Source organism: Paraburkholderia sp. HP33-1 (assembly GCF_021390595.1).
In the GTDB taxonomy this organism is placed as follows: domain Bacteria; phylum Pseudomonadota; class Gammaproteobacteria; order Burkholderiales; family Burkholderiaceae; genus Paraburkholderia.
The window spans coordinates 861365-883082 of record NZ_JAJEJR010000001.1; the positions used below are offsets into that span (position 1 = coordinate 861365).

Sequence of the window (21718 nt, forward strand, 5' to 3'; positions counted from 1 at the left end):
GTGCGTCGCCCCGACGCAGCCCATCACCGAATTCAATCAACGGAGAAAAACCTATGCAAGCAATTGCGCAGCAGGACGCCCGAGAGCGTCAAGCGGGCCGCCTCGGCGGGCTCGCGCGCAAGATCGCGCGCACTGCGGGCAGTGTCGCGATCGGTGCGTCGCTGCTGGTCGCCTCGCACGCGTTCGCGAGCGGCACCGAGCAACTGAAGGCATTCGTCGCGCAGGTCCATTCGGCGCGCGGCACCTTCGTGCAGCAGGAAGTGCGCGCGCCGAGCAAGGCGCAGGGCGCGAGCGATGCGCTGTCCACCGCGAACCCGGGCAAGCCGACCACGTCGAGCGGCACGTTCATGTTCGCGCGGCCCGGCAAGTTCATCTGGCAATACGAGAAGCCCTACGCGCAATTGCTGCAGGCGGACGGCGACAAGCTCTACGTCTACGACAAGGATCTGAACCAGGTCACGGTGCGCACGCTCGGCAATGCGCTCGGCGCGAGTCCGGCAGCGATCCTGTTCGGCAGCAACGATCTCGAGAAGAATTTCACGCTGCGCGACGCGGGCGTGAAGGCCGGCATCGACTGGCTCGAACTGACACCGAAGGCGAAGGACACACAGTTCGAGCGCGTCGGTATCGGCTTCAAGGACGGCAATCTCGAAGCAATGGAATTGCACGACGTGTTCGGCAACGTGACACTGCTGACTTTCTCGAACATCCAGAAAAATCCGCAACTACCGCCCGATGCATTCAAATTCACGGTGCCGAAGGGCGCTGATGTGATCAACGGATAAAGCCTGCATGGTCAGCGCCGATGGTTGGCGCCAAATGGAATGACCGCAAAGCCGCGCTTGCCGAGCGCGGCTTTTTTGTTTCGCGCGGTGCCTGGCGGGTGGATTGCCAGGGAATGTGCGCCGCGGTAATTTAACAATTTCTTGCTGCAATGCAACAAAATAACGCCTAAACTGATCGAAGCGGGTTGTTGCTTCGGATGTCTGGAAAGGTGAGGCATGTCATGAATTTGTCTTCGTTACACGATTTGCGCTTGTCTCCGTCCCTCCATGTGTTCGAACAGGAGGGCGGGTGGCATTGGGGGATTACGGTTCCACGGTCGGCCGGCAGTGGTTTCAAGGTCATTGCATATAGCGAAAAAACCTTTAGCGATGAGGCGGAAGCTCAGCGGGAAGGTAATCGCGCACTTGCACATTTTGCCGATATGCCGACGGTGTCGCGTGAACGGCAATAACGCTGTTAAATTTCTTTGACGCAAGTAAAAAAGCCCGCTATTTGGGTTTCAACGCTAAAAGCGCAATGATTACCGGTCCGTATTATTTCAATATGCAACGAATTGCATATTCTTTTTGACTTCAGAAAAATCACAGCGATAATGTCTCGTTTTTGAGATATCGCTTTCACTTTGACTTTTGCGGAATATGAAACCAATCACGCACTGAGCGTGGAACTGGACGGCGTGAACTATGCCGGAACCTATCGCGTGATGACGGGCAACGTCATCGTCCATTTCGAGAACGAGAGCAGATTTGCGTCGTACGCGCCGAATCGGCCGGAGACCGTCGCCCGTTGGTTGCTGACGGATCTGTGCCGCAAAGTCGAATCGCGTCGGCGCAAAGCGGCGAAGAAATAGGCCATGTCGCGAGCGGCGATCGGCGTTCACGCACATAAAAAAAGACCTGCATTTGCATCGCAGGTCTTTTTTCATTTCTGGCAGCCGCGTTCAACGCGACGCGCTCAGGCTTACGCGCTCACGCATACGCGGTTTTGCGCGCCGACACGAACACGTAGTAGCACACCGCGCCGATCGCGAGCGACGGCAGTGTCGCGCCGAGATTCGGCAGCCATTGATTGATCACCTGGTACGAGGCGATGCCGATCGCCCACGCGACGAACGCGCTCACATGCCAGCCCCCCGAGAAGCCGTAGCGGCCGCGCACATCGGCGAGCACCGCGGCGTCGATGCGACGCTTGCGCACGATGAAGTGATCCATCAGCACGACACCGAACAGCGGCGCGAACACCGAGCCGATCAGCAGCAGGAAGTTCTGGTATTTCGCCATCGGCACGAGTAGCGCGATCAGCGTGCACAGCGCGCCGAACGCCGCCGACAGCAGCGGCACGCTCGCACCCTTCCAGAACGTGCCGGTCGACACCGCGGCAGAGTGGATATCGGCGAACGCGTTGTCGATTTCGTCGATCAGGATCAGCAGCAGCGCGAAGCCGCCGCCCGCTTGCGCGAGCGCGCCGGTCAGAAGCGCATCGCCGCCGCCGGCCGCGAGGCCATAGATCGCGCCGAGCGCATAGAACCAGATGTTCGCGATGCCATAGCCGCACAGCGTGCCGCGAAACGTTTCGCCGGCGCGGCGGCTGAAACGCGTGTAGTCGGCGATCAGCGGCAGCCACGACAGCGGCATCGCGACGACGAGGTCGACCGCGCCGCCGAACGACATCTCGCCGGTGCCCGGACGATGCATCAGGTCCGCGAGGTCGTGGTGCGCGAGCAGGTTCCACGTAAGCCACGCGGCGCCCGCGAGCAGCAGCCAGATCCCCCACTTGCGCAGAAAGCGCCGCACGAACGACAGCGGGCCGCTGATCGCGAGCAACGTCGCGAGCAGGCCGAAGATGATGGTCCACACGAGCGGCATCGACAGGCCGAATGCCTGTTTCGCGAGTGCGTCGGCGGAATCGCGCATCACGATCACTTCGAACGAGCCCCAGCCGACCAGCTGCACCATGTTCAGCACGGCCGGCACCGACGCGCCGCGCACGCCGAGCGTCGGACGCAGCGACGACATCGCCGCGAGCCCGGTGTCGGTGCCGATCACGCCCACGAGCGCGAGCAGCACGACGCCGATCAAGCTGCCGAGCACGATCGCGACGAGCGCGTGAGGCAGCGACAGCCCCGGCACCAGCAGTGCGCCTGCCTGTGCGACCAGCAGGCCGATGCCGAGTGAAAACCACAGCGCGAACGCGTCGCCGGTGCGGAACGCGCGGCGCGCGTCGGGAACCGGCGTGAGCGGCGCGTAGGTGGAGCCGGCGCCGCCGGCGTTGGAGTCTTGAGCCATCTGAAGTTTGTTCCTGTTGGTGGTGCTGTGAATCTTTGCGTTGCCGGTGGGCCGGGTCGCCCATCGCGTGGCCGCCGTCACTGTCATAATGCAGGACGTTGCCCGCGCTCGTGCCTGTGCTTCCGGCCGTGCGCGGGCTTTGCGCTTGTCCCGCGGGGTGTCGCTCCGATGCGGTGCGAGCCCGGAAAGCCGAGATTATCCCCAAAACGTCATGTTTGAAGAAACCCGTGCCAATGTTCCGCTCGCCGAACGCCTGCGGCCACGCAATATCGACGAAGTGATCGGTCAGGCGCATCTGCTCGGTCCGAACAAGCCGCTCAGGGTCGCGTTCGAATCCGGCGAAGCCCATTCGATGATCCTGTGGGGGCCGCCCGGCGTCGGCAAGACCACGCTCGCGCGGCTGATGGCCGATGCGTTCGACGCGCAGTTCATCGCGCTGTCGGCGGTGCTCTCGGGCGTGAAGGATATCCGCGAGGCGGTCGAGACCGCGCAGATTCATCGCGCGAACGGCCATCAGACGCTGGTGTTCGTCGACGAAGTGCATCGCTTCAACAAGAGCCAGCAAGATGCGTTCTTGCCGCACGTCGAGTCGGGCCTGTTCGTGTTCGTCGGCGCGACGACCGAGAATCCATCGTTCGAGGTCAATAGCGCGTTGCTGTCGCGCGCCGCCGTCTACGTGCTGAAGAGCCTGACCGACGACGAACAGCTTGAGCTGCTCGAACGCGCACAGAAGGAACTCGGCGGCCTCACGTTCACCGACGAAGCGCGCGCCGCGCTGATCGGTTCGGCCGACGGTGACGGCCGCAAGCTGCTGAACAACCTCGAGATCGTCGCGCGCGCGGCGGCGCGGCAGAAGACCACCGAGATCGATGGCACCTTGCTCGGCAGCGCGCTCGCGGAAAACCTGCGCCGCTTCGACAAGGGCGGCGACGCATTTTACGACCAGATCAGCGCGCTGCATAAATCGGTGCGCGGCAGCAACCCGGACGGCGCGTTGTACTGGTTCTGCCGCATGCTCGACGGCGGCGCGGACCCGCGCTACCTCGCGCGGCGTATCGTGCGCATGGCGTGGGAAGACATCGGTCTCGCGGACCCGCGTGCCGCGCGCATCACGCTCGACGCTGCCGAAACCTACGAGCGTCTCGGCTCGCCCGAGGGCGAGCTCGCGCTCGCGCAGGCGATCATCTACCTTGCGGTCGCGCCGAAATCGAACGCCGGGTACAACGCGTACAACGAGGCGCGGCGCTTCGTCAGCAAGGACCAGTCGCGCGCGGTGCCGGTGCATCTGCGCAACGCCCCGACGAAGCTGATGCAGGAGCTCGGCTACGGCCACGACTACCGCTACGCGCACGACGAGCCCGATGCGTACGCGGCCGGCGAGACCTATCTGCCGGACGGCATGCGCGAGCCGCATTGGTATGAGCCGACCCCGCGCGGTCTCGAAGGCAAGATCGGCGAAAAGCTCGCGCGGCTCGCCGAGCTCGATGCGCGGTGGCGCGCGGAGAACAAGCCGAAGAAGGCTTGACGCGTTTCGCCCTGGCCGGTGCGTTAAAATCGCGTTTTCATCCAACGAACATCCGTCCCATCCCATGCTCGACATCCAGTTGCTGCGCAAAGACCTCGACGGCGTCGCCAAACGCCTCGCCGACCGCGGCTTTACCCTCGACGTCGCGGTCTTCACCGCGCTCGAAGCGGAACGCCGCGATACCCAGACCCGTACCGAAGAACTGCAGGCGCGCCGCAACAGCCTGTCGAAGCAGATCGGCGCGATGAAAGGGCGCGGCGAAGACACGTCGGCGGTGATGGCCGAAGTCGGCGGCATCGGCGACGAGATGAAGGCGTCGGCGGTCAAGCTCGAAGACATCCAGAAACGTCTGTCGGATCTGTTGCTCGGCGTGCCGAACCTCGCGCACGAAAGCGTGCCGCTCGGCAACGACGAAGCCGCGAACGTCGAAGTGCGCCGCTGGGGCACGCCGCGTCAGTTCGACTTCGAGGTGAAGGATCATGTCGACGTCGGCACGCCGCTCGGCCTCGACTTCGAGACCGGCGCGAAGCTGTCGGGCGCGCGCTTCACGATGCTGCGCGGGCAGATTGCGCGGCTGCATCGCGCGCTCGCGCAGTTCATGATCGACACGCACACGCAGCAGCACGGCTATACCGAGATCTATACGCCGTACATCGTGAATCCTGAGATTCTGTACGGCACCGGCCAATTGCCGAAGTTCGCGGACGACATGTTCCGCGTCGAGAAGGGCGGCGGCGAAAACACGGTCACGCAGTACCTGATCTCGACTTCCGAAATTTCGCTGACGAACACGGTGCGTGAGAGCATCGTCGAAGCGGACGCGCTGCCGATCAAGCTGACCGCGCACTCGCCGTGCTTCCGCTCGGAAGCGGGCTCGTACGGCCGCGACACGCGCGGGATGATCCGCCAGCATCAGTTCGACAAGGTCGAGATGGTGCAGGTCGTCGCGCCGGACGCATCGTACGACGCGCTCGAGCAGATGGTCGGGCACGCCGAGGCGATCCTGCAGAAGCTCGAGCTGCCGTATCGCGTGATCACGCTGTGCACCGGCGACATGGGCTTCTCGGCCGCGAAGACCTACGACCTCGAAGTGTGGCTGCCCGCGCAGAACACGTATCGCGAGATTTCGAGCTGCTCGAATACTGAGTCGTTCCAGGCGCGACGCATGCAGGCGCGGTTCCGCAACGCGCAGGGCAAGCCGGAGCTCGTGCATACGCTGAACGGCTCGGGTCTCGCGGTGGGCCGCACGCTCGTCGCAGTGCTCGAGAACTTCCAGAACGCCGATGGCTCGGTGACGGTGCCCGCTGCACTGCGGCCTTACCTTGGCGGTGTGGAGCGGCTGGAAGTGCCGGCGGCCTGAGCGTCGCTGACAGTGTCCGGGTCCCTCGAAAGTTTTTTAGAAGTTTTTTCGCCGAGGGGCTTGGAAAACTGATTCGAGCTGTTCTATAATCTCGGTCTCCCAAGCAACGACCAGCTTGGATCCGACGAAGCAGCAGCGAGTTGGAATACCCGGAAAGGTGGCAGAGTGGTCGAATGTACCTGACTCGAAATCAGGCGTACGGTTTCCCCGTACCGTGGGTTCGAATCCCACCCTTTCCGCCAAATTCTGAAAACCCCTTGATCTCACCGAGATCAAGGGGTTTTTGCTTTGGGCTATCGAATTGTTTTGCGATGCAATTCGAATTACCCCGCGCGTCTTTTCAATTCGTGACATTCCTTTCATTCATATTTTCTTAATACGGCTATTCACTGGTTGTCGTGCTTTGCTTGCCGGTTTGCCATGTAATTGCCCGTAACGGCTGCTTGCTGCACCTGCCCTCGATTCACCTGAAAATCTCGACTCTTGTGGCTGTTGTGAGCTAAACAGGGTCGAAGTCCGAAAGTTCGCGCATGTACTGTTCCCTTATCGTAGGAATCTTCGCGTTACGCTGAGTTATCAGAAATATTCGCCCTTTTTCGCAAATTATTACTGTTTTTTAATGGGCGCAGTCATTACTTCAGGGTAAGATTTCCGCCGACTGCAGCTTTTACGGGAATAATTTTCCTGTAAGGCAATATCTATCGCTGCAATCGGTAAGAAAGTGTGCGGAGCAAGTAACCGCGCGCCCTTGCGCACCCGCCTTGTCAATCTGGACCACCGCGAGACGCGTTTTCGCGCATCGGTTCAATCGGACATCAGAACGCGCGTTTTAAGCACTTCAGGACAACTGCTTCATAAGCACTGCAAATTGTTTGCAGCGGTCCCTTGCGTATTGTCCGTCCGAATCTCAGCAAATTCATTCTTCGGTCTTTTTATCGGGAATTTTCCCGACATTTGGAATTACTCCGCATGATAAAACGACGTCAATTTCTCGGCGGCCTGACGGCCCTCAGCGCAAGTTATCTTTTGACCGCATGTGGTGGTGGCGGATCCGGAAACGCGAGCGACAAGGCTTCCGCAGCTTCCGCCGCTTCCGGCGCTTCCGGCGCCAATGCTGCTTCGGCTGCTTCCAGCACCAACGGCAATACAACGCCGGTCGCGAAGGACGCGAGCGGCACCTCGGCCGATGGCACCACACTGCCCGCTTCGCCGTACATCATCGACAAGACCGGCGCGAAGTGGACGCTCTCCAATGGCGTTATCTACCGCAACGGCGCGACGGTCGGCAACACGTACAACGTGTCGCTCGTGCTGTGGTACGGCGGGAGGGTCTGGCACCGCGGCACGGGCGGCCAGTTCTACGTCATTGCGGACGTCGCCACCCAGTGGCTGCCGTGCAACGATCCGCGCACCGCGATCGCACCGCCTGCCGGCATGTTCTTCGGCATGAACGGCCACAACGACTACACGTACACGCCCCAACAGATCGTTTCGATCCTGAAGGCAATGGGCTGCAAAAGCTATCGTGTCGGCGTCACCAACAATGCGACGCAGTTGAACGCGGTGATTGGACTCGCGCAGGCTTTTCAGGCGGCGGGCATGACCTTGCTCGTGCTGATCGACCAGGGCGTTACCGACTCATACGGCAACCTGTGGAAGGGCGAGTCGGCCGCTTATACCCAGGGGTACGTGGTAGCCCAGGCGGTCGCCAACGCACTGAAGCCGTATGGCGTGACCATTTACGAGTGCGGCAACGAGTTGACGCGGCAGAACGCCACCGTGCTCGACTTCACCACGGCGGGCACCAAGGCGGCGGACTTCAACAACGCAAACTGGCCGGTGATGCGCGGCCTGATGCGCGGGATGATCGACGGCGTGAAATCGGTGCAGACGAACGCGAAGTGCGGCATCAATTTCTGCGTGAACGATGTCGGCGCGGCGGACGCGTTGTGGGACGGTATGCAGCCGGATGGCAGCGGCGGTTACCCGAAGGTGCGCTGGGACATCACCACGTGGCACAACTACGAGGTGTATGGCGATGTGTTCTCCCTTGGTGCGGACGGCGCGATGCCAGGCTTCGATCTGCCGACTTATTGCAAGGCCCGGTATGGCGTGCCGTTCATCATCACCGAGTGGAATACCGGACCGGAGCAAACGGAGACCTACCGTGGGAGCTACATCACGTCGAAGCTCGGCGAGTTCTATCAGAACCGCAAGACGCATAATATCCAGGCCGTCATGTATTACGTACTGGATAGCGGCAACGACACCTACGGCATCATGATGAACGGTACGCCGCTCAATCCGTCGTATAGCGCGTTCACGAGCTTTACGGCTGCCCATCCGGACAACTGACCCGCGGATATCGACGTAAGCGGTTCCGCCCGTTCGTAGTCGATGCCGCCCGGTGTGACGGGCAGTACAGCGGCGCCCGACCCTTCCTTCAGAGTATCGAGGTGAGGGGAGGGCGCCTGATCTCATCCGAAACTCCTCCATCACCTTTAGTTCGGAAAACTGAGCGATTCAGGTGTCCGGCTCGACGCACCGTCGGACCTTTTCGCCGTGATTCGGGTGCGCTGCGCCACCAGCTTCAATAGCGCCACCGCCGCTTCCCGCGCACCGCTTCAGCCGGTTTGCGCGGGGTCCATCGACGATCCTCTGTACAATTGCCCGAAATCGCCCGATCAAGCGGCGGTTGCGGGCCGCCGGGCTTTCGGGCGCGGCGGGTCATCTCGCACTTGACCCGCGACTTACATCGACTGAATTCATGGCCATTACCTACAAGACCCCCGACGATATCGCGAGGCTGCGCATCGCCGGCCGCCTCGCAGCCGATGTGCTGGCAATGATCGGCGAGCACGTCAAGGCAGGCGTCTCCACCGACGACCTCGACGCGCTGTGCAACGACTACATCGTCCACACGCAGAAAGCGATTCCGGCCAACGTCGGCTATCTGGGCTTTCCGAAGACCGTCTGCACGTCGGTCAACCATGTCGTGTGTCACGGCATCCCGAATCGCAACGAGATTCTGAAAGACGGCGACATCGTCAATATCGACGTCGCCATCATCAAGGACGGCTATTTCGGCGACACGAGCCGCATGTACTGCGTCGGCCAGCCGAGCACGGTCGCGCGTGCGCTGATCGACACGACCTACGAGGCGATGGTGGCCGGCATCCGCGAGGTGAAGCCGGGCGCGACGCTCGGCGACGTCGGCCATGCAATCCAGAAGATCGCGCAGCGCGAGGGCTTCTCGATCGTGCGCGACTACTGCGGGCACGGCATCGGCAAGGTCTATCACGAGGATCCGCAGGTGCTGCACTACGGTCAGCCGGGGCAGGGCGTGCGTCTGAAGCCGGGCATGGTCTTCACGATCGAGCCGATGATCAACGCGGGCCGCGCCGGCACGTCGGTGCAGCGCGATGGCTGGACCGTGATCACGAAGGACCGCTCGCTTTCGGCGCAATGGGAGCACATGGTTGCCGTGACTGACGACGGCTATGAACTGCTGACGCCGTGGCCTGACGGCACCGGCCATTACGAGGCGCCTTGACCGCGCCCGCCCAATCTGGTCAATAATGAATTGACTCGCCGGCCGGTTCGGTTAAAGCTACGCGTTAGGGTTTCAAGGGGTTTTCGTCTGCATGAGTCCGTCATTGACCGTTCACCGCATCACTGCTGATCAGGGCGCCGTTTTTCGCGAACTCCGCACTGCATCGTTGCGGGAGGCGCCGTATGCCTTCGGCGCGACACTCGAAGAGGCGTTGTCGGCCGATGCCGCCAGTTTCGACGCGACCGCGGCGGATCATGCGGTTTCGCAGTCCGTCGGTACTTTCATCCTGTACACCGAGGGCCATCCGGCCGGCCTGATCGAGGCGCATTTCGACGACACCGCGGCGCGCCGCGCGTTCGTCTGCGAATTGTGGGTGGCGCCGGCCGTGCGTCATCTGCGCGGCGGCGAGCTGCTCGTCGACACCGCGAGCAACTGGCTCGCGAATGCGGGCGCTACCGAAATCTACGCGTGGGTCGCCGACGCGAACCGCAACGCGATGCGCTTTTACGAGGCGCTCGGCTTTGGCTCGACCGGCGAGCACCGGCGCGTCGAGCGCGCGCCCGAGCAGATCGAAAGTCTGCTGGTGCGGCACGTGCCGACCACCTCGCAGGTGTTTCAACAGTGATCCCGCCAGCGGCGCACCGCTCGCGCCGCTCGTCTTCGCCGTCCCTTCATCACGGTCTTTTTCCCGCCAGCAGTTCTTTCGTACCGTCGCGCGTCGATCGCACCGACGAGACGCGTTGCGCCCGCACGCGCGAGCACCGATTCTCCCGGTAAAAAAAGTGGCCGCGCGCGTGTACGCCTGTAAAATACGCAAAATTTTTTGCCGAACGCTATGTCGCCCAAGAAATCGCCCTTTTTCGAACTGCGCAGCGGCTCTGTCGACACGCTGATGTTCGTGGTCAAAACGACCGACCTCGATGCGATGCGTGCCGAACTGACGCGGCGCTTCGAGGCGACCCCCGAATTCTTCGCTAACGACGTCGTCGCGATCGACGTGCGACGACTCGCCGGCGACGAACGCGTGCCGCTTGCCGACATCGCGCAACTGCTCGACAGCGTGCGCATGCGTCCGGTCGGCGTGGTCGCAAACGCGGAGCAGGCGTGGGCGGCGGAGTCGGGATTGCCAATGCTCGAAGCGCGCGACCGCCGCGCTGCGACGGCGAAGCAGGCCGATGAGGGCGGCACCCCGGCAGACACGGCAACGAACTCGGCAGCCCCGGCAGCAACGGCCACCGCATCGACGGCCGCCGCATCCACGGCAACCAGTACGGCCGAGAACACGGCCGCCCCCACCTCCGTGGAACCCACCCCCGCCGCCGAACCGGTACGCCTCGCCACCTCGCCGCAAACGATGGTGGTCGACAAGCCACTGCGCTCGGGCCAGCGCATTTACGCAAAAGGCGATCTGGTCGTGCTCGGTCTCGTCAGCTATGGCGCCGAGGTGATCGCGGAAGGCAACATCCATATTTACGCGCCGCTGCGCGGCCGGGCGTTGGCCGGCGTGCAGGGCAATCACGACGCGCGCATCTTCTGCACGTGTCTCGAACCGGAACTGATCTCAATCGCGGGCATCTATCGAACGACAGAGAATCCGCTGCCGGCCGACGTGCTCGGCAAGCCGGTGCAGATCTGGCTCGAAGAAGAAAAACTGATGATCGAACCGCTGCGGCTCACGTAAAGCGCCGCGAGCCGCGCACCAATTGACGCATTTGACGAACACAAGGTAAGGGTAATGGCAAAAATCATTGTGGTGACTTCGGGCAAGGGTGGCGTGGGCAAGACGACCACGAGCGCGAGCTTTGCGTCGGCCCTCGCGCTGCGCGGCAGCAAGACCGCCGTGATCGACTTCGACGTCGGTCTGCGTAACCTCGACCTCATCATGGGCTGCGAGCGCCGTGTCGTGTACGACCTGATCAACGTGATCCAGGGCGAAGCGAATCTGAACCAGGCGCTGATCAAAGACAAGAAATGCGAGAACCTGTTCATCCTGCCCGCGTCGCAAACGCGTGATAAGGACGCTCTGACGATGGAAGGCGTCGAGAAGGTCATCAACGATCTGATCGCGATGGACTTCGAATACATCGTCTGCGATTCGCCGGCCGGTATCGAGTCGGGCGCGTTGCTTGCCATGCACTTCGCCGACGAGGCGCTGATCGTGACGAACCCGGAAGTGTCGTCGGTGCGCGATTCCGACCGCATTCTCGGCATCCTGTCGTCGAAGACCAAGCGCGCGATCGAAAGCAAGGAGCCGATCAAGGAACACCTGCTGATCACTCGCTACAACCCGAAGCGCGTCAGCGAAGGCGAAATGCTGTCGCTCACCGACATCCAGGAAATTCTGCGCATCGACCTGATCGGCGTGATTCCTGAATCGGAAGCGGTGCTGCACGCGTCGAACCAGGGTCTGCCGGCCGTGCATCTGGACGGCACCGACGTGGCCGAAGCCTATAAGGACGTCGTGTCGCGTTTCCTCGGCGAGCAGAAATCGCTTCGCTTTGTCGATTACCAGAAGCCCGGGCTGCTGCAGCGCCTCTTCGGCACCAAGTAAGGGGGGGCGCACGTAATGTCGATTCTTTCGTTTTTGCTGGGCGAGAAAAAGAAGTCCGCGTCGGTAGCGAAGGAACGCCTGCAGTTGATCATCGCGCACGAGCGCGCCGGCGGCCATGCGCCCGCCGATTATCTGCCTGCGTTGCAACGCGAACTGGTGGCCGTGATCTCGAAGTACGTGAAGATTTCCGATGACGATATTCGCGTGAGTCTCGAGCGTCAGGACGATCTCGAGGTGCTCGAAGTCAAGATCGAAATACCGCAGGCCTGAGCTTCGGATGGACCGCCGGCTGCGCGGTCCCGCCTGTGCGTTCCCTATCGCATCACATGCAGGACGTCGCATCGCGTCGTGTTGGGTCAACGCGATGTCGTGCGACGGTCGGCTCTTTCTCCAGCTTCTGCCCGAAGCCACCTCTCCCGCGCTCGACATTTCCCCGTCGAAATAAACCGTTGCACATCAGCATGTGCCGTTACACGCGGATCGTCAGCGTCGCGTCGCCCTCGCGCATTAAACCGGTAACGCCGCATCCGGCGTTCAACCTAAGAGGGAAATCATGAACAGATCCTTTCGCCTGCTGCTGGCCAACACCGTTCTGATCGCCGCCGGCGCCGCCGCGATGGCTTCGGCTTCGGCCGCGGAAGTCGTCATCGTCGCGCCGTCCGCGCCGCCCGTGGAGCGCTTCGAAGCGGTGCCCGCGCCGCGCGTCGGCTACGTGTGGGATCACGGTCACTGGCGTTGGGATCATGGCCGCTACGTATGGGTCGCTGGACACTGGCAGGCCGAGCGTGTCGGCTATCACTGGATGCCGGGTCACTGGATCGAGCATGGCCCGAACTATCGCTGGGTGCCGGGACACTGGGCTTGATATCGTGATCAACGACGTGATGACGTCGGGTAACGCGCGGCGCGCAGCGGTCGATATCGCGCGCGCCCCGCGTGGTCATCTACTGACGCGGTGAGTCGGACGTATCCGCCGCGTCATCCTCTGCGGTGTTGTCGACGGATGGCTCGCCGTCGATGCTCCCGGCCTCAGCCTGCGGCACCTCGACCTCGGGCACTTCCGGCACCGGCGCGGGCGCCGGCTGCGGCAGCGGCGCCATGTAGCGTTGGGCGAGCGACTCATAGAGTGGCGGGGTGAACAGGCGCGACACCCGACTCGCAATCAACGCAGTGGCCATCAGCGAAATCACGAGTGCGTGGCCGTCGATCATCTCCATCACGATCACGAAGGACGTGATCGGCGACTGCGTGACGGCGGCCAGATAGCCGACCATCGCGAGCGCGATCAGCATCGGCAATTGCATCGAATCGAACACCATGTGCAGCAGATTGCCGAAGCCCGCGCCGATCGACAGCGACGGCGCGAAGATACCGCCCGGAATACCGGGCAGGTACGAGCCGATCATCGCGATCATCTTCAGAAACGGATAGAACACCGACAGCTGCTCGTGTCCTTCGAGCAGGCCGCGCGCCTCCGTATAGCCGCTGCCGAACGTCGTGCCGCCCGAGACCACGCCGACCACCGCGATCGCGAACCCGCACAGCGCGGCAAACACGACCGGCCGCTCGCCATGAAGCTGGCGCAGCGGCGCCGGAATCCAGCGCGCGGTGTTGAGCAGCAGCCAGCCGAATATGCCGCCCGCGATCCCCGTGAGGATCGCGGTAAGCAGCACCGCGACGGCGAGCAGGTCGGGGAAATGCGCGCCGATCTGGATCGTGCCGAAATAGGTGTAGTTGCCGTTCAGGCCCAGCGCGACGACGCCCGCGATGATGATCGCCGTGATCAGCACGCCGCTCGTGCGCGCCTCGAAGCTGCGCGTCAATTCCTCGATCGCGAACACGACGCCCGCCAGCGGCGTATTGAACGCGGCTGATAAACCCGCGGCCGCGCCCGCCAGCGCGAGCTGCCGTTCAATGTGCGCATTCGAGCGCGGATAGAGCCGGCGCAGATTGAACATCAGCGCGGCGCCGACCTGCACGGTCGGTCCTTCGCGGCCGATCGTGAAGCCACCGAGAATCGCGAGAAATGACACGCCGATCTTGCCGACCAGGATCCGGAGCGACAGCAGCCGCGTGCCGTACGCGCGCGGCTTGCTGTGCAGCGTCGCGATCACCTGCGGAATGCCGCTGCCCTCGGCGCCGCGAAAGAACGTGCGCGTGAGCCATACCGCAAGTGCGCCGACCGCGGGCGTGATCACGAGCGGCGCCCACACGTGTTGTCGCAGCACGCCGAGAAACTCGGCGTAACCCCAATCGATCAGACGCGCATAGAGCACCGCGACGAGACCGACGGCGATCGCGCCGAGCCAGAACACGCCGTATTGCCGCCACAGGCGTTTCGCGCGACGCATAACGGCGGGAGAACGGGAAAGGGATGGCTGGGACATGAGTCAGGTGGGTGCAAAGCGCCAAGTATAAAACGTGCGGGGCCGGCCAGAATGCGTGAAAGGATTTTGAAATAATGAGGGCGAATTTCAGATAGGCTCAGTTCTTCTCTGTAACGTGCCGTATTGAGCACCGGACCGCACGCGACGCCCATTTGACTTGGATCGGTAAAATCGTCAGCTAAAATAAGTTCAATTTCGAACAACGAACAGACCCTCAATGAAGCGAATCCTTATCGTCAAGGTCACTTCACTAGGCGATATCGTGCAGGCGTTGCCAGTGGTCGCCGATATCAAACGCGCGTTTCCTGGCGTTCAGGTGGATTGGGCGGCGGACGAAGCATTTGCGGAGCTCCTGCGCTGGAGCAAGGGTGTCGATCGCGTGCTGTGCGCGCCACTGCGCCGCTTCAAGAAGGCGCGCCGCTGGAGTGATCTGAAGGCGATCTTTGCATCGATCTGCGAGCTTCGCGCGTATCGCTACGACTACATCATCGACATTCACGGCGTCTACAAGAGCGCAATCATCGCCTTCCTCGCGCGCTCTTCACGGCGCATCGGCTATCAATCCCAGGATCTTGGCGAGCGCGGCGCCGCGTTCGCGTACACCGGGCGTTTCGGCCCACGTCCGCAAGGTAGCGCGTGGCACGGCATGCGCCTCAGCGCTGGCGAGGCGCTCGGCTACGAAGTAGAAGGGCCGCCCGTCTACGACCTGCAGTTGCCCGAGCCCATCATGCGACCGCTCGTGGCGCAGGAAGCGCCGGTGGCGGCATTCTTTCACGCGACTTCGAAAGACGAGAAGAAATGGCCGCTCGCGCACTGGGTGGCGGTGGGGCGCGAGCTGCGCGAGCGCGGCTTTCGGGTGGTGCTGCCGTGGGGTTCGGCCGATGAGCGTGCTGCGGCCGAGCAGATCGCCGCGCAGGTGCCCGGCGCGACCGTGCTGCCGCAAATGAACGTGACCGAAGTCGCACAGATGATCGACAACTGTGCACTCGTGGTTGGTGCCGACACCGGCTTCGTGCACCTCGCGCATGCGCTGCAGAAGCGCACCGTGATGATCTTCGTCGCGACGTCGCCGTCGCATTGCGGCGTCGAGGCGCCGTATCGTTCGACCTCGATCGGCGACGGCCACTCGGTACCGTCCGTCAGCGCGGCGCTCGAAGCGATCGACTACGTGCAAGCGTCAGAGCCGGAGCTCGCGATGCACCACAGGTCGGCCGCCGCCTGAGCACGTCCGCGCGATCGTTTGGGTCAAAGAAAAAAGCGCGACGCGTAGTTCGCCCTCGCGGGCGGAGACTGCGTCGCCGCGCCTCAAAGATCGCCCGTGTCGGGGAACAGCGGGCGAAGAGGAATCGATTACACGCCTGTTAAAACTGTCGCTTTTCGTTGAGCGCTGAAGCGTCCGATGCGCGGGTAGCAAGGGCGTCGCGTTGGCGTGTCGCCGGGCGTCGATGCCCGCCCGGCGCGCCTGAAGCCGCTCCTTTGCGCCGACGCCAGCGCGGCCAGCAAGGCTTCTATCGCGACAGGACGCTCAACGAAGTATAGGCGGTGATTCCCGCCATGTTGGCGCGATCCGGCGAGAGCGCTGCGTGCCAACCAAACGCGTCGATCCGGCACGTCGATCCTGTAACAGCCCAGTGATCTTCACTTACAAATGGCAACGTTCGACGCACGGCGCATCGTGTTCAATCGGGTCATTCGGGGTTTGCGCTCGAATCAATCTGACTCGATGGAGAACAACATGAAACGCTTGATCCTGACTCTCGTGGCCGGCATGCTGCTCGCATCGGCACTCGGCGGCTGCGTCGTCGTGCCGGCGCCGGGCTACTACTACGGTGGCGGCGGCTACTATCACGGCTACTACCGATAAGCCGCGCGCCGCGCGTGGTCCGGGCCGTTGGGCCTCAGGCGAGGAGCATTTCGAACGCGACCACCGCGGCAATCGCCGCGGCGTTCGCGGCCAGCGCCTCGACGACGATGCCTTTCCATGTCGCCGGACGGAAGCGCAGCGCGAGCAGCAGCGAGCAGAGCAAAGCCAGCGCGAGGATCACCACGATATCGGCATTATGAAGATGGATGTTCACGCGAGTCTCCCTGATTGTTATAGGGTTATGCCGGGGAGTATAGGCAAGTCAAAAAGACGCGCAAGGCGGGGGATTCACCGAGGTCGGCTTGCGGAAATGGCGGGGAAATAACGCCCGCTGCGCATCGGCGGAAGCGTTATTCCGCCGATGCACGTTGCATCACTTCATCAGACTCTCATCGCGCGTTTCGCGCATGCACAGCACACCGAACAGGCTCACGGCCGCCGCGACTGACACGTACGCGCCAACCCACGGCAGCCCGCCGTGCGCAGCGAGCACCTGGGCGATGTACGGCGCGACCGACGCACCGAGAATCCCGCCAAGGTTGTAGGCGACACCGGCGCCCGTGTAGCGCACGTTGGTCGGAAACAGCTCCGGCAACAGCGCGCCCATCGGCGCGAACGTCACGCCCATCAGGAACAGCTGGATCACGAGGAACAGCAGCACGAGCATCGGCTCGCCGCTGCCGAGCAGCGGCGCCATCGTGAAGCCCGACAGGATCGCCGCGATGATGCCGACGATCAGCACCGGCTTGCGCCCGAAGCGGTCGCTCGCGCGGGCCGACAGTGGCGTCGCGAGCGCCATGAACACGACCGCGATGCACAGCAGGCCAAGGAACGTCTGCCGCGGAATATGCAGCGTGCCGACGCCGTACGATAGCGAGAACGTCGTCGCGTTATAGAACAGCGTGTAGCAGACCACCATCGCGAGCGCGCCGAGCACGGTCGGCATCCAGTGCTGCGAGAACAGCGTCGCGATCGGCACGCGCACACGTTCCTTGCGCTCGATCGCTGCCTTGAACGCGGGCGTCTCGGCAATTTTCAGCCGCACGTACAGGCCGAGCACGACCAGCACCGAGCTGACGATGAACGGCACACGCCAGCCCCAGCCGCGGAACTGCTCGTCCGAGAGTGACAGTGAGAGCGCGAAGAACAGGCCATTCGAGGCGAGGAAGCCGATCGACGGGCCAAGCTGCGGGAACATGCCGAACCAGCCGCGTTTGCCGGCCGGCGCGTTTTCGGTGGCGAGCAGCGCGGCGCCGCCCCATTCGCCGCCGAGACCGATACCCTGGCCGAAACGCAGCACGCACAGCAGGATCGGCGCGAGGCTGCCGATCGCGTCATAGCCCGGCACGAAGCCGATCAGCGTGGTCGACAGACCCATCACGAGCAGTGAGGCAACCAACGTCGATTTGCGGCCGATGCGGTCGCCGAAGTGGCCGAACAGGAACGAGCCGATTGGCCGGGCGACGAATGCGATGCCGAACGTGACGAACGCCGACAGCGCCTGCGCGGTGGCCGAGCCATGCGGGAAGAATACCGGTCCGATCACGAGCGCCGCGGCGGTGGCGTAGACATAGAAATCGTAGAACTCGATCGCGGTGCCGATGAAGCTCGCGAAGATGATCCGCGCGCGGCTGTTTTGCCCGCTTGCGGGCTGGGCCGCGGAAATCGGCGAAGTGGACATGCAGGGGTCTCCATTTTTCGTGATGCCGCCGAACGCTGTGCCGTGCTTCGCAGACAGGCGGCGCACGCGAGAGCGGCATCCTCGTTGTGGTATAGGTTTGGGCGCCGCGCGCGGGTGCCGTCGCGGCATTGCAGTCGGCTCATGCGCCGCGCCGGCGGGTAGGCGGACGGCGTGAGCCATGCCGGAAGGCTCCGGCGCGGGGAGTCGGAAAATTATAGCGAGCGCGCTCGATGCGCAGCAACGGCGGCGTAAGCGGCTGCGGCAACGAAGGGTGCGCTATGCGCGATGGCCAGGCGCGCTCACGCGCGCTCAGTTGTACGATTCGGCTTGCGGCGCTGCGAGTTCGCGCAACTGGAATTTGCCGTTGTCGTTGAACAGCCAGTCTTCGAACAGCTCGAGCTGGCCGCGGCCGTTCAGCAGTTTGCCGGGCGGTTGCGGCAGCGGCGCTGAGCGGCGCAGTGTCGCGAGCGCGGTGCTTTCGGTTTCGTCGTCGCCGTTCGTGCGATACACCTTCGACTCGACGATGTGTCCATCACGATCGACCGTGAACGACACCACCACGAGCGAGCGCAGCATCGGCTGCGGTTTGCCTTGGAGTACATACGACGGATTGCGCTCGACGATCCGTCGTGCGACCGCCTCGCGGTATTGATCGAGCGTCAGGCTGTTGATCGCGGCCACCGGTGTGCTGACGATTTCGTGCGGGGGCAGCGGCGTGATCGTGCAACCGGCCACGGCGGCAACGCCCAGCACGGCGAGCAACAGCCGATGCATGCGCGATGAACTCGCGTGCGCTGCCACGAAGAAGGTTGGGACCGTACGGCGAAGGCGAGGGGGAGGTGTGCGAGAGAGCATCGTCGACGGACCGCGAAGAGTGCCTGATTTGATGGTAGTCAAAAACCGGCAGGATTCAACTGGCATTCGCCCGGTTGATGTCGGGAGCCATGCTCGTTGATTGATCGATGAGCGTCGATGTAAGCGCCGGAAAGGTGCGCGAATTGGTCGGCGAGCGAAACGCGTCTACACTCAGATTGCCTCTTTCTGAGGCATCGGTGGAAGTCTTTTCAGCCCGCTTCTGGCGGGCTTTCTTTTACCTTCGATTCACCGATCGCAAGCGACAATAAAAAAGGCGAACCCGCCAAACAGGTCCGCCCTTTCGATATCGGTTCAACGAGCAACGCCGCAAGCATAGGCTTGCAGCGCTGCTCAACCGTCGATCACTTCAACGCCGCGCGCGCCGCCTTCACCGCGGCCAGCACCTGCTCGGGCGCGGTGCCGCCCGGATGATTGCGGCTCGCCACCGAGCCTTCGAGCGTCAGATACGAGAACACGTCGTCGCCGATCAGAGGCGCGACGTTCGGCAGCTCGCTGCGCATTTCGTCGAGCGTCAGGTCCGCGAGATCGCAGCCGCGATCCGCGCACACGCGCACCGCGAGCGCGACTGCTTCGTGCGCGTCGCGGAACGGCAGGCCGCGCTTGACGAGATAGTCGGCGAGGTCCGTTGCGGTCGAGAAGCCTTGCAACGCGGCGTCGCGCATCGCCTGCGGCTTGACCGTGATGCCGGCGACCATTTCAGCGAAGATGCGCAGCGTGTCGGCGACCGTATCGACGGTGTCGAACAGCGGCTCCTTGTCTTCCTGATTATCCTTGTTGTACGCGAGCGGTTGGCCCTTCATCAGCGTGAGCAGCGCCATCAGATGGCCGTTCACGCGGCCGGTCTTGCCGCGCGCGAGTTCGGGCACGTCCGGGTTTTTCTTCTGCGGCATGATCGACGAGCCGGTGCAGAAACGGTCGGCCAGATCGATGAAGCCGACGCGCGGACTCATCCACAGCACCAGCTCTTCGGAGAAGCGCGACACGTGCGTCATCACGAGCGCGGAAGCAGCCGTGAATTCGATCGCGAAGTCGCGGTCGGAGACTGCATCGAGCGAGTTCGCGCAGATGCCGTCGAAGCCGAGCGTCTTCGCCACGGCGTGACGGTCGATCGGATAGCTGGTGCCGGCGAGCGCCGCCGCGCCGAGAGGCAGACGGTTCACGCGCTTGCGGCAGTCGATCATGCGCTCGGCGTCGCGCGAGAACATCTCGACGTAGGCGAGCAGATGGTGGCCGAACGTGACCGGCTGCGCGACCTGCAGGTGCGTGAAGCCCGGCATGATGGTCGCGGCGTTCTTCTCCGCGATGTCGACGAGCGCCACGCGCAGCTCGGTGAGCAGCCCGCCGATGCGGTCGATCTCGCCGCGCAGCCACAGGCGGATGTCGGTCGCGACCTGGTCGTTGCGCGAGCGGCCGGTGTGCAGGCGCTTGCCGGCGTCGCCGATCAGCGCGGTCAGGCGCGCTTCGATGTTCAGGTGGACGTCTTCGAGATCGAGCTGCCATTCGAACTCGCCGCGCTCGATTTCACCCTTGATCTGCGCCATGCCGCGCTGGATCGCGGCGAGGTCGTCGGCGGAAATGATCTTCTGCGCGGCGAGCATCGACGCGTGCGCGAGCGACCCTTCGATGTCGACGAACGCCAGACGCTTGTCGAAGAAAACCGACGACGTGTAGCGTTTGACGAGCTCCGACATCGGCTCCGAGAAGCGAGCCGACCAGGCTTCGCCTTTTTTGTGCAGTTGGGACGTCATGGTGTTGGGCGGTTAAAAGCGAGCGGTGAAGAGGCTGACAACGCGAGTGCACATGGCGTGCAAAAACGCCGCCGCAGCGAAGAAAGACTGCGATTTTAACACTGGGCGAGGGCGCTCAAGGCGCGAGCGCCCATCGCGAGACTATTCGCGCACCAGCACCACCAGCTTCAGATCTTCGCGATGCGCGGGCTTGAACGTGATCTGGTCATAGACGATGCGCCCGTCGCGCGGATGATTGAACTCGCGCCTGCCGCCCTCGCGCCCGCCGACGTCCTGCGAGGCCCAGTAGCGCGCGAACTCGTCACTCGCGGCCGACAGCGAATCGATCAGCCCGCGCGTCGGCGCATCGTTCAGATGGCGGATCGAGTCGGCGCGGAATTCGGCGGCAAGCCGCCGAGCGCGCGTTTCCCAATCGACGATCAACGCGCGCGCGGCCGGCTCGGTGAACGTGTAGCGCAGCAGGTTGCGGTCGTGCGCGCCATCGAGCCAGCCGACGAACAGGTCGGCCGCGCGCTCGTTCCATGCGAGCGCATTCCACTGCCGGTCGAGCACGTAGGCCGGCGTGTCGACGAGCTGCACGGTCTGCAGCAGCGTGGCGGGCGCATCGGCGGCGGCGGGGTCGGGCTCGGCCGGGTCGCGCTGCGCGGCCAGTTCGAACAGGTACGCGCGCTCGGCGCGCGACAGCTGCAATGCGACGGCGATGCGCGCGAGCGCCTCGGCGGAAGCGGACACTGGCCGGCCCTGCTCGATCCACGTGTACCAGGTGGGGCTCACGCCGCACAGCTGCGCGACTTCCTCGCGCCGCAGACCGGGCGTGCGGCGGCGCGGCCCCGGCGGCAGACCGACCGCCTGCGGCGACAGCCGCTCGCGATGGGCGCGGATGAATTCGCCGAGCGCGCGGGCCGGTGTGGCCTCGAGCGGCGGCGGGTGATCGGCGGAGGACGGCGTGGTCATGCTATCGGCTGCGCGTGGAGGGGGTAATGGAGATACCAGAATAATTGCTCAACTTGTACTGGTACATGCGGACTCTATCGTAGCGGCTGGAACCGCGCAATGAGAAAAGCCGGGTGTGACCTGCGTCGGCCACACCCGGCTTTGGTCC

At 63.4% G+C, this 21718-nt stretch carries 22 protein-coding genes and 1 tRNA gene; 15 read left to right on the forward strand and 8 right to left on the reverse strand.

Features of this window, described 5'->3' with window-relative positions:
* Positions 1-53 precede the first annotated feature (53 nt).
* On the forward strand, positions 54-785 hold the full coding sequence (gene lolA, locus L0U81_RS03935; protein WP_233800276.1) for an outer membrane lipoprotein chaperone LolA: 732 nt from the start codon (positions 54-56) through the stop codon (positions 783-785).
* Positions 786-796: 11 nt separating this feature from the next.
* Here lolA and L0U81_RS03940 read toward each other — a convergent pair whose 3' ends face one another.
* On the reverse strand, positions 797-1003 hold the full coding sequence (locus L0U81_RS03940; protein WP_233800277.1) for a hypothetical protein: 207 nt from the start codon (positions 1001-1003) through the stop codon (positions 797-799).
* 3 nt (positions 1004-1006) lie between these two features.
* Here L0U81_RS03940 and L0U81_RS03945 point away from each other — a divergent pair, with 3 nt between their 5' ends.
* Together L0U81_RS03945 and L0U81_RS03950 are read left to right on the forward strand one after the other, a co-directional pair.
* Complete coding sequence (locus tag L0U81_RS03945; protein WP_233800278.1) at positions 1007-1237, forward strand: hypothetical protein; 231 nt, start codon at positions 1007-1009, stop codon at positions 1235-1237.
* A 210-nt stretch (positions 1238-1447) separates the two neighbouring features.
* Positions 1448-1636, forward strand: coding sequence for a hypothetical protein (locus tag L0U81_RS03950; protein ID WP_233800279.1), 189 nt, complete (start codon positions 1448-1450; stop codon positions 1634-1636).
* Between the two features lie 118 nt (positions 1637-1754).
* Here the strand turns inward: L0U81_RS03950 and cytX are convergent, their stop codons facing one another.
* Positions 1755-3071 (reverse strand): putative hydroxymethylpyrimidine transporter CytX, encoded by a 1317-nt coding sequence (gene cytX / locus L0U81_RS03955; protein WP_233800280.1) that lies wholly within the window; start codon positions 3069-3071, stop codon positions 1755-1757.
* A gap of 211 nt (positions 3072-3282) precedes the next feature.
* On the opposite strand from cytX, the gene L0U81_RS03960 reads away from it, so the two are divergent.
* The 10 genes from L0U81_RS03960 (at position 3283) to L0U81_RS04005 (ending at position 12925) form a co-directional block, all read left to right on the forward strand.
* Positions 3283-4596, forward strand: coding sequence for a replication-associated recombination protein A (locus L0U81_RS03960; RefSeq protein WP_233800281.1), 1314 nt, complete (start codon positions 3283-3285; stop codon positions 4594-4596).
* A 64-nt stretch (positions 4597-4660) separates the two neighbouring features.
* Positions 4661-5956, forward strand: a complete 1296-nt coding sequence (gene serS / locus L0U81_RS03965; RefSeq protein ID WP_233800282.1) for a serine--tRNA ligase — start codon at positions 4661-4663, stop codon at positions 5954-5956.
* Between the two features lie 151 nt (positions 5957-6107).
* Positions 6108-6198, forward strand: a tRNA-Ser gene (locus tag L0U81_RS03970).
* Positions 6199-6925: 727 nt separating this feature from the next.
* Complete coding sequence (locus L0U81_RS03975) at positions 6926-8311, forward strand: hypothetical protein (RefSeq protein WP_233800283.1); 1386 nt, start codon at positions 6926-6928, stop codon at positions 8309-8311.
* A gap of 412 nt (positions 8312-8723) precedes the next feature.
* Positions 8724-9509, forward strand: coding sequence for a type I methionyl aminopeptidase (gene map / locus L0U81_RS03980; RefSeq protein ID WP_233800284.1), 786 nt, complete (start codon positions 8724-8726; stop codon positions 9507-9509).
* Positions 9510-9600: 91 nt separating this feature from the next.
* The gene (locus L0U81_RS03985) at positions 9601-10134 is read left to right on the forward strand and encodes a GNAT family N-acetyltransferase (RefSeq protein WP_233800285.1); all 534 of its coding nucleotides are present in this window, start codon (positions 9601-9603) and stop codon (positions 10132-10134) included.
* Positions 10135-10344: 210 nt separating this feature from the next.
* Positions 10345-11190: a septum site-determining protein MinC gene (minC, locus tag L0U81_RS03990; protein WP_233800286.1), complete on the forward strand. Its 846-nt coding sequence runs from the start codon at positions 10345-10347 to the stop codon at positions 11188-11190.
* Positions 11191-11244: 54 nt separating this feature from the next.
* Complete coding sequence (gene minD, locus L0U81_RS03995; RefSeq protein ID WP_184065409.1) at positions 11245-12060, forward strand: septum site-determining protein MinD; 816 nt, start codon at positions 11245-11247, stop codon at positions 12058-12060.
* 15 nt (positions 12061-12075) lie between these two features.
* On the forward strand, positions 12076-12330 hold the full coding sequence (minE, locus tag L0U81_RS04000; protein WP_008922443.1) for a cell division topological specificity factor MinE: 255 nt from the start codon (positions 12076-12078) through the stop codon (positions 12328-12330).
* A 283-nt stretch (positions 12331-12613) separates the two neighbouring features.
* Positions 12614-12925 (forward strand): YXWGXW repeat-containing protein, encoded by a 312-nt coding sequence (locus L0U81_RS04005; protein WP_176121181.1) that lies wholly within the window; start codon positions 12614-12616, stop codon positions 12923-12925.
* Positions 12926-13004: 79 nt separating this feature from the next.
* Here the strand turns inward: L0U81_RS04005 and L0U81_RS04010 are convergent, their stop codons facing one another.
* A complete protein-coding gene (locus L0U81_RS04010) occupies positions 13005-14447 on the reverse strand; it encodes a chloride channel protein (RefSeq protein ID WP_233800287.1) in 1443 nt (480 codons plus the stop codon).
* Positions 14448-14664: 217 nt separating this feature from the next.
* On the opposite strand from L0U81_RS04010, the gene waaC reads away from it, so the two are divergent.
* Together waaC and L0U81_RS33500 are read left to right on the forward strand one after the other, a co-directional pair.
* Positions 14665-15669: a lipopolysaccharide heptosyltransferase I gene (waaC, locus tag L0U81_RS04015; protein ID WP_233800288.1), complete on the forward strand. Its 1005-nt coding sequence runs from the start codon at positions 14665-14667 to the stop codon at positions 15667-15669.
* A gap of 513 nt (positions 15670-16182) precedes the next feature.
* Positions 16183-16311: a hypothetical protein gene (locus L0U81_RS33500; protein ID WP_267956412.1), complete on the forward strand. Its 129-nt coding sequence runs from the start codon at positions 16183-16185 to the stop codon at positions 16309-16311.
* A gap of 34 nt (positions 16312-16345) precedes the next feature.
* Here the strand turns inward: L0U81_RS33500 and L0U81_RS04020 are convergent, their stop codons facing one another.
* The 5 genes from L0U81_RS04020 to L0U81_RS04040 all read right to left on the reverse strand — a co-directional run bounded on the left by L0U81_RS04020 (position 16346) and on the right by L0U81_RS04040 (position 21570).
* Positions 16346-16525 carry a hypothetical protein gene (locus L0U81_RS04020; protein ID WP_233800289.1) on the reverse strand — a complete coding sequence of 60 codons (180 nt, stop codon included), beginning with the start codon at positions 16523-16525 and terminating at the stop codon, positions 16346-16348.
* A 159-nt stretch (positions 16526-16684) separates the two neighbouring features.
* On the reverse strand, positions 16685-17992 hold the full coding sequence (locus L0U81_RS04025; protein WP_233800290.1) for an MFS transporter: 1308 nt from the start codon (positions 17990-17992) through the stop codon (positions 16685-16687).
* Positions 17993-18301: 309 nt separating this feature from the next.
* Entirely contained in the window at positions 18302-18766 is a 465-nt protein-coding gene (locus tag L0U81_RS04030; RefSeq protein ID WP_233800291.1) for a TonB family protein, read from the reverse strand.
* Positions 18767-19209: 443 nt separating this feature from the next.
* Positions 19210-20616, reverse strand: a complete 1407-nt coding sequence (argH, locus tag L0U81_RS04035; protein WP_233800292.1) for an argininosuccinate lyase — start codon at positions 20614-20616, stop codon at positions 19210-19212.
* Positions 20617-20757: 141 nt separating this feature from the next.
* Positions 20758-21570: a helix-turn-helix transcriptional regulator gene (locus L0U81_RS04040; protein ID WP_233800293.1), complete on the reverse strand. Its 813-nt coding sequence runs from the start codon at positions 21568-21570 to the stop codon at positions 20758-20760.
* Positions 21571-21718 lie beyond the last annotated feature (148 nt).

What these genes read in the sequence shown, in the direction of transcription:
- L0U81_RS04005 (WP_176121181.1), top strand. Translation starts at nt 12,614, where the DNA reads ATGAACAGATCCTTTCGCCTGCTGCTGGCCAACACCGTTCTGATCGCC.
- cytX (WP_233800280.1), bottom strand. Translation starts at nt 3,071, where the DNA reads ATGGCTCAAGACTCCAACGCCGGCGGCGCCGGCTCCACCTACGCGCCG.
- lolA (WP_233800276.1), top strand. Translation starts at nt 54, where the DNA reads ATGCAAGCAATTGCGCAGCAGGACGCCCGAGAGCGTCAAGCGGGCCGC.
- minC (WP_233800286.1), top strand. Translation starts at nt 10,345, where the DNA reads ATGTCGCCCAAGAAATCGCCCTTTTTCGAACTGCGCAGCGGCTCTGTC.
- L0U81_RS03940 (WP_233800277.1), bottom strand. Translation starts at nt 1,003, where the DNA reads ATGCCTCACCTTTCCAGACATCCGAAGCAACAACCCGCTTCGATCAGT.
- L0U81_RS03960 (WP_233800281.1), top strand. Translation starts at nt 3,283, where the DNA reads ATGTTTGAAGAAACCCGTGCCAATGTTCCGCTCGCCGAACGCCTGCGG.
- minD (WP_184065409.1), top strand. Translation starts at nt 11,245, where the DNA reads ATGGCAAAAATCATTGTGGTGACTTCGGGCAAGGGTGGCGTGGGCAAG.
- argH (WP_233800292.1), bottom strand. Translation starts at nt 20,616, where the DNA reads ATGACGTCCCAACTGCACAAAAAAGGCGAAGCCTGGTCGGCTCGCTTC.
- map (WP_233800284.1), top strand. Translation starts at nt 8,724, where the DNA reads ATGGCCATTACCTACAAGACCCCCGACGATATCGCGAGGCTGCGCATC.
- L0U81_RS04030 (WP_233800291.1), bottom strand. Translation starts at nt 18,766, where the DNA reads ATGCATCGGCTGTTGCTCGCCGTGCTGGGCGTTGCCGCCGTGGCCGGT.
- L0U81_RS04010 (WP_233800287.1), bottom strand. Translation starts at nt 14,447, where the DNA reads ATGTCCCAGCCATCCCTTTCCCGTTCTCCCGCCGTTATGCGTCGCGCG.
- L0U81_RS04025 (WP_233800290.1), bottom strand. Translation starts at nt 17,992, where the DNA reads ATGTCCACTTCGCCGATTTCCGCGGCCCAGCCCGCAAGCGGGCAAAAC.
- L0U81_RS04040 (WP_233800293.1), bottom strand. Translation starts at nt 21,570, where the DNA reads ATGACCACGCCGTCCTCCGCCGATCACCCGCCGCCGCTCGAGGCCACA.
- L0U81_RS03975 (WP_233800283.1), top strand. Translation starts at nt 6,926, where the DNA reads ATGATAAAACGACGTCAATTTCTCGGCGGCCTGACGGCCCTCAGCGCA.
- L0U81_RS33500 (WP_267956412.1), top strand. Translation starts at nt 16,183, where the DNA reads ATGAAACGCTTGATCCTGACTCTCGTGGCCGGCATGCTGCTCGCATCG.
- L0U81_RS03945 (WP_233800278.1), top strand. Translation starts at nt 1,007, where the DNA reads ATGAATTTGTCTTCGTTACACGATTTGCGCTTGTCTCCGTCCCTCCAT.
- waaC (WP_233800288.1), top strand. Translation starts at nt 14,665, where the DNA reads ATGAAGCGAATCCTTATCGTCAAGGTCACTTCACTAGGCGATATCGTG.
- serS (WP_233800282.1), top strand. Translation starts at nt 4,661, where the DNA reads ATGCTCGACATCCAGTTGCTGCGCAAAGACCTCGACGGCGTCGCCAAA.
- L0U81_RS03985 (WP_233800285.1), top strand. Translation starts at nt 9,601, where the DNA reads ATGAGTCCGTCATTGACCGTTCACCGCATCACTGCTGATCAGGGCGCC.
- minE (WP_008922443.1), top strand. Translation starts at nt 12,076, where the DNA reads ATGTCGATTCTTTCGTTTTTGCTGGGCGAGAAAAAGAAGTCCGCGTCG.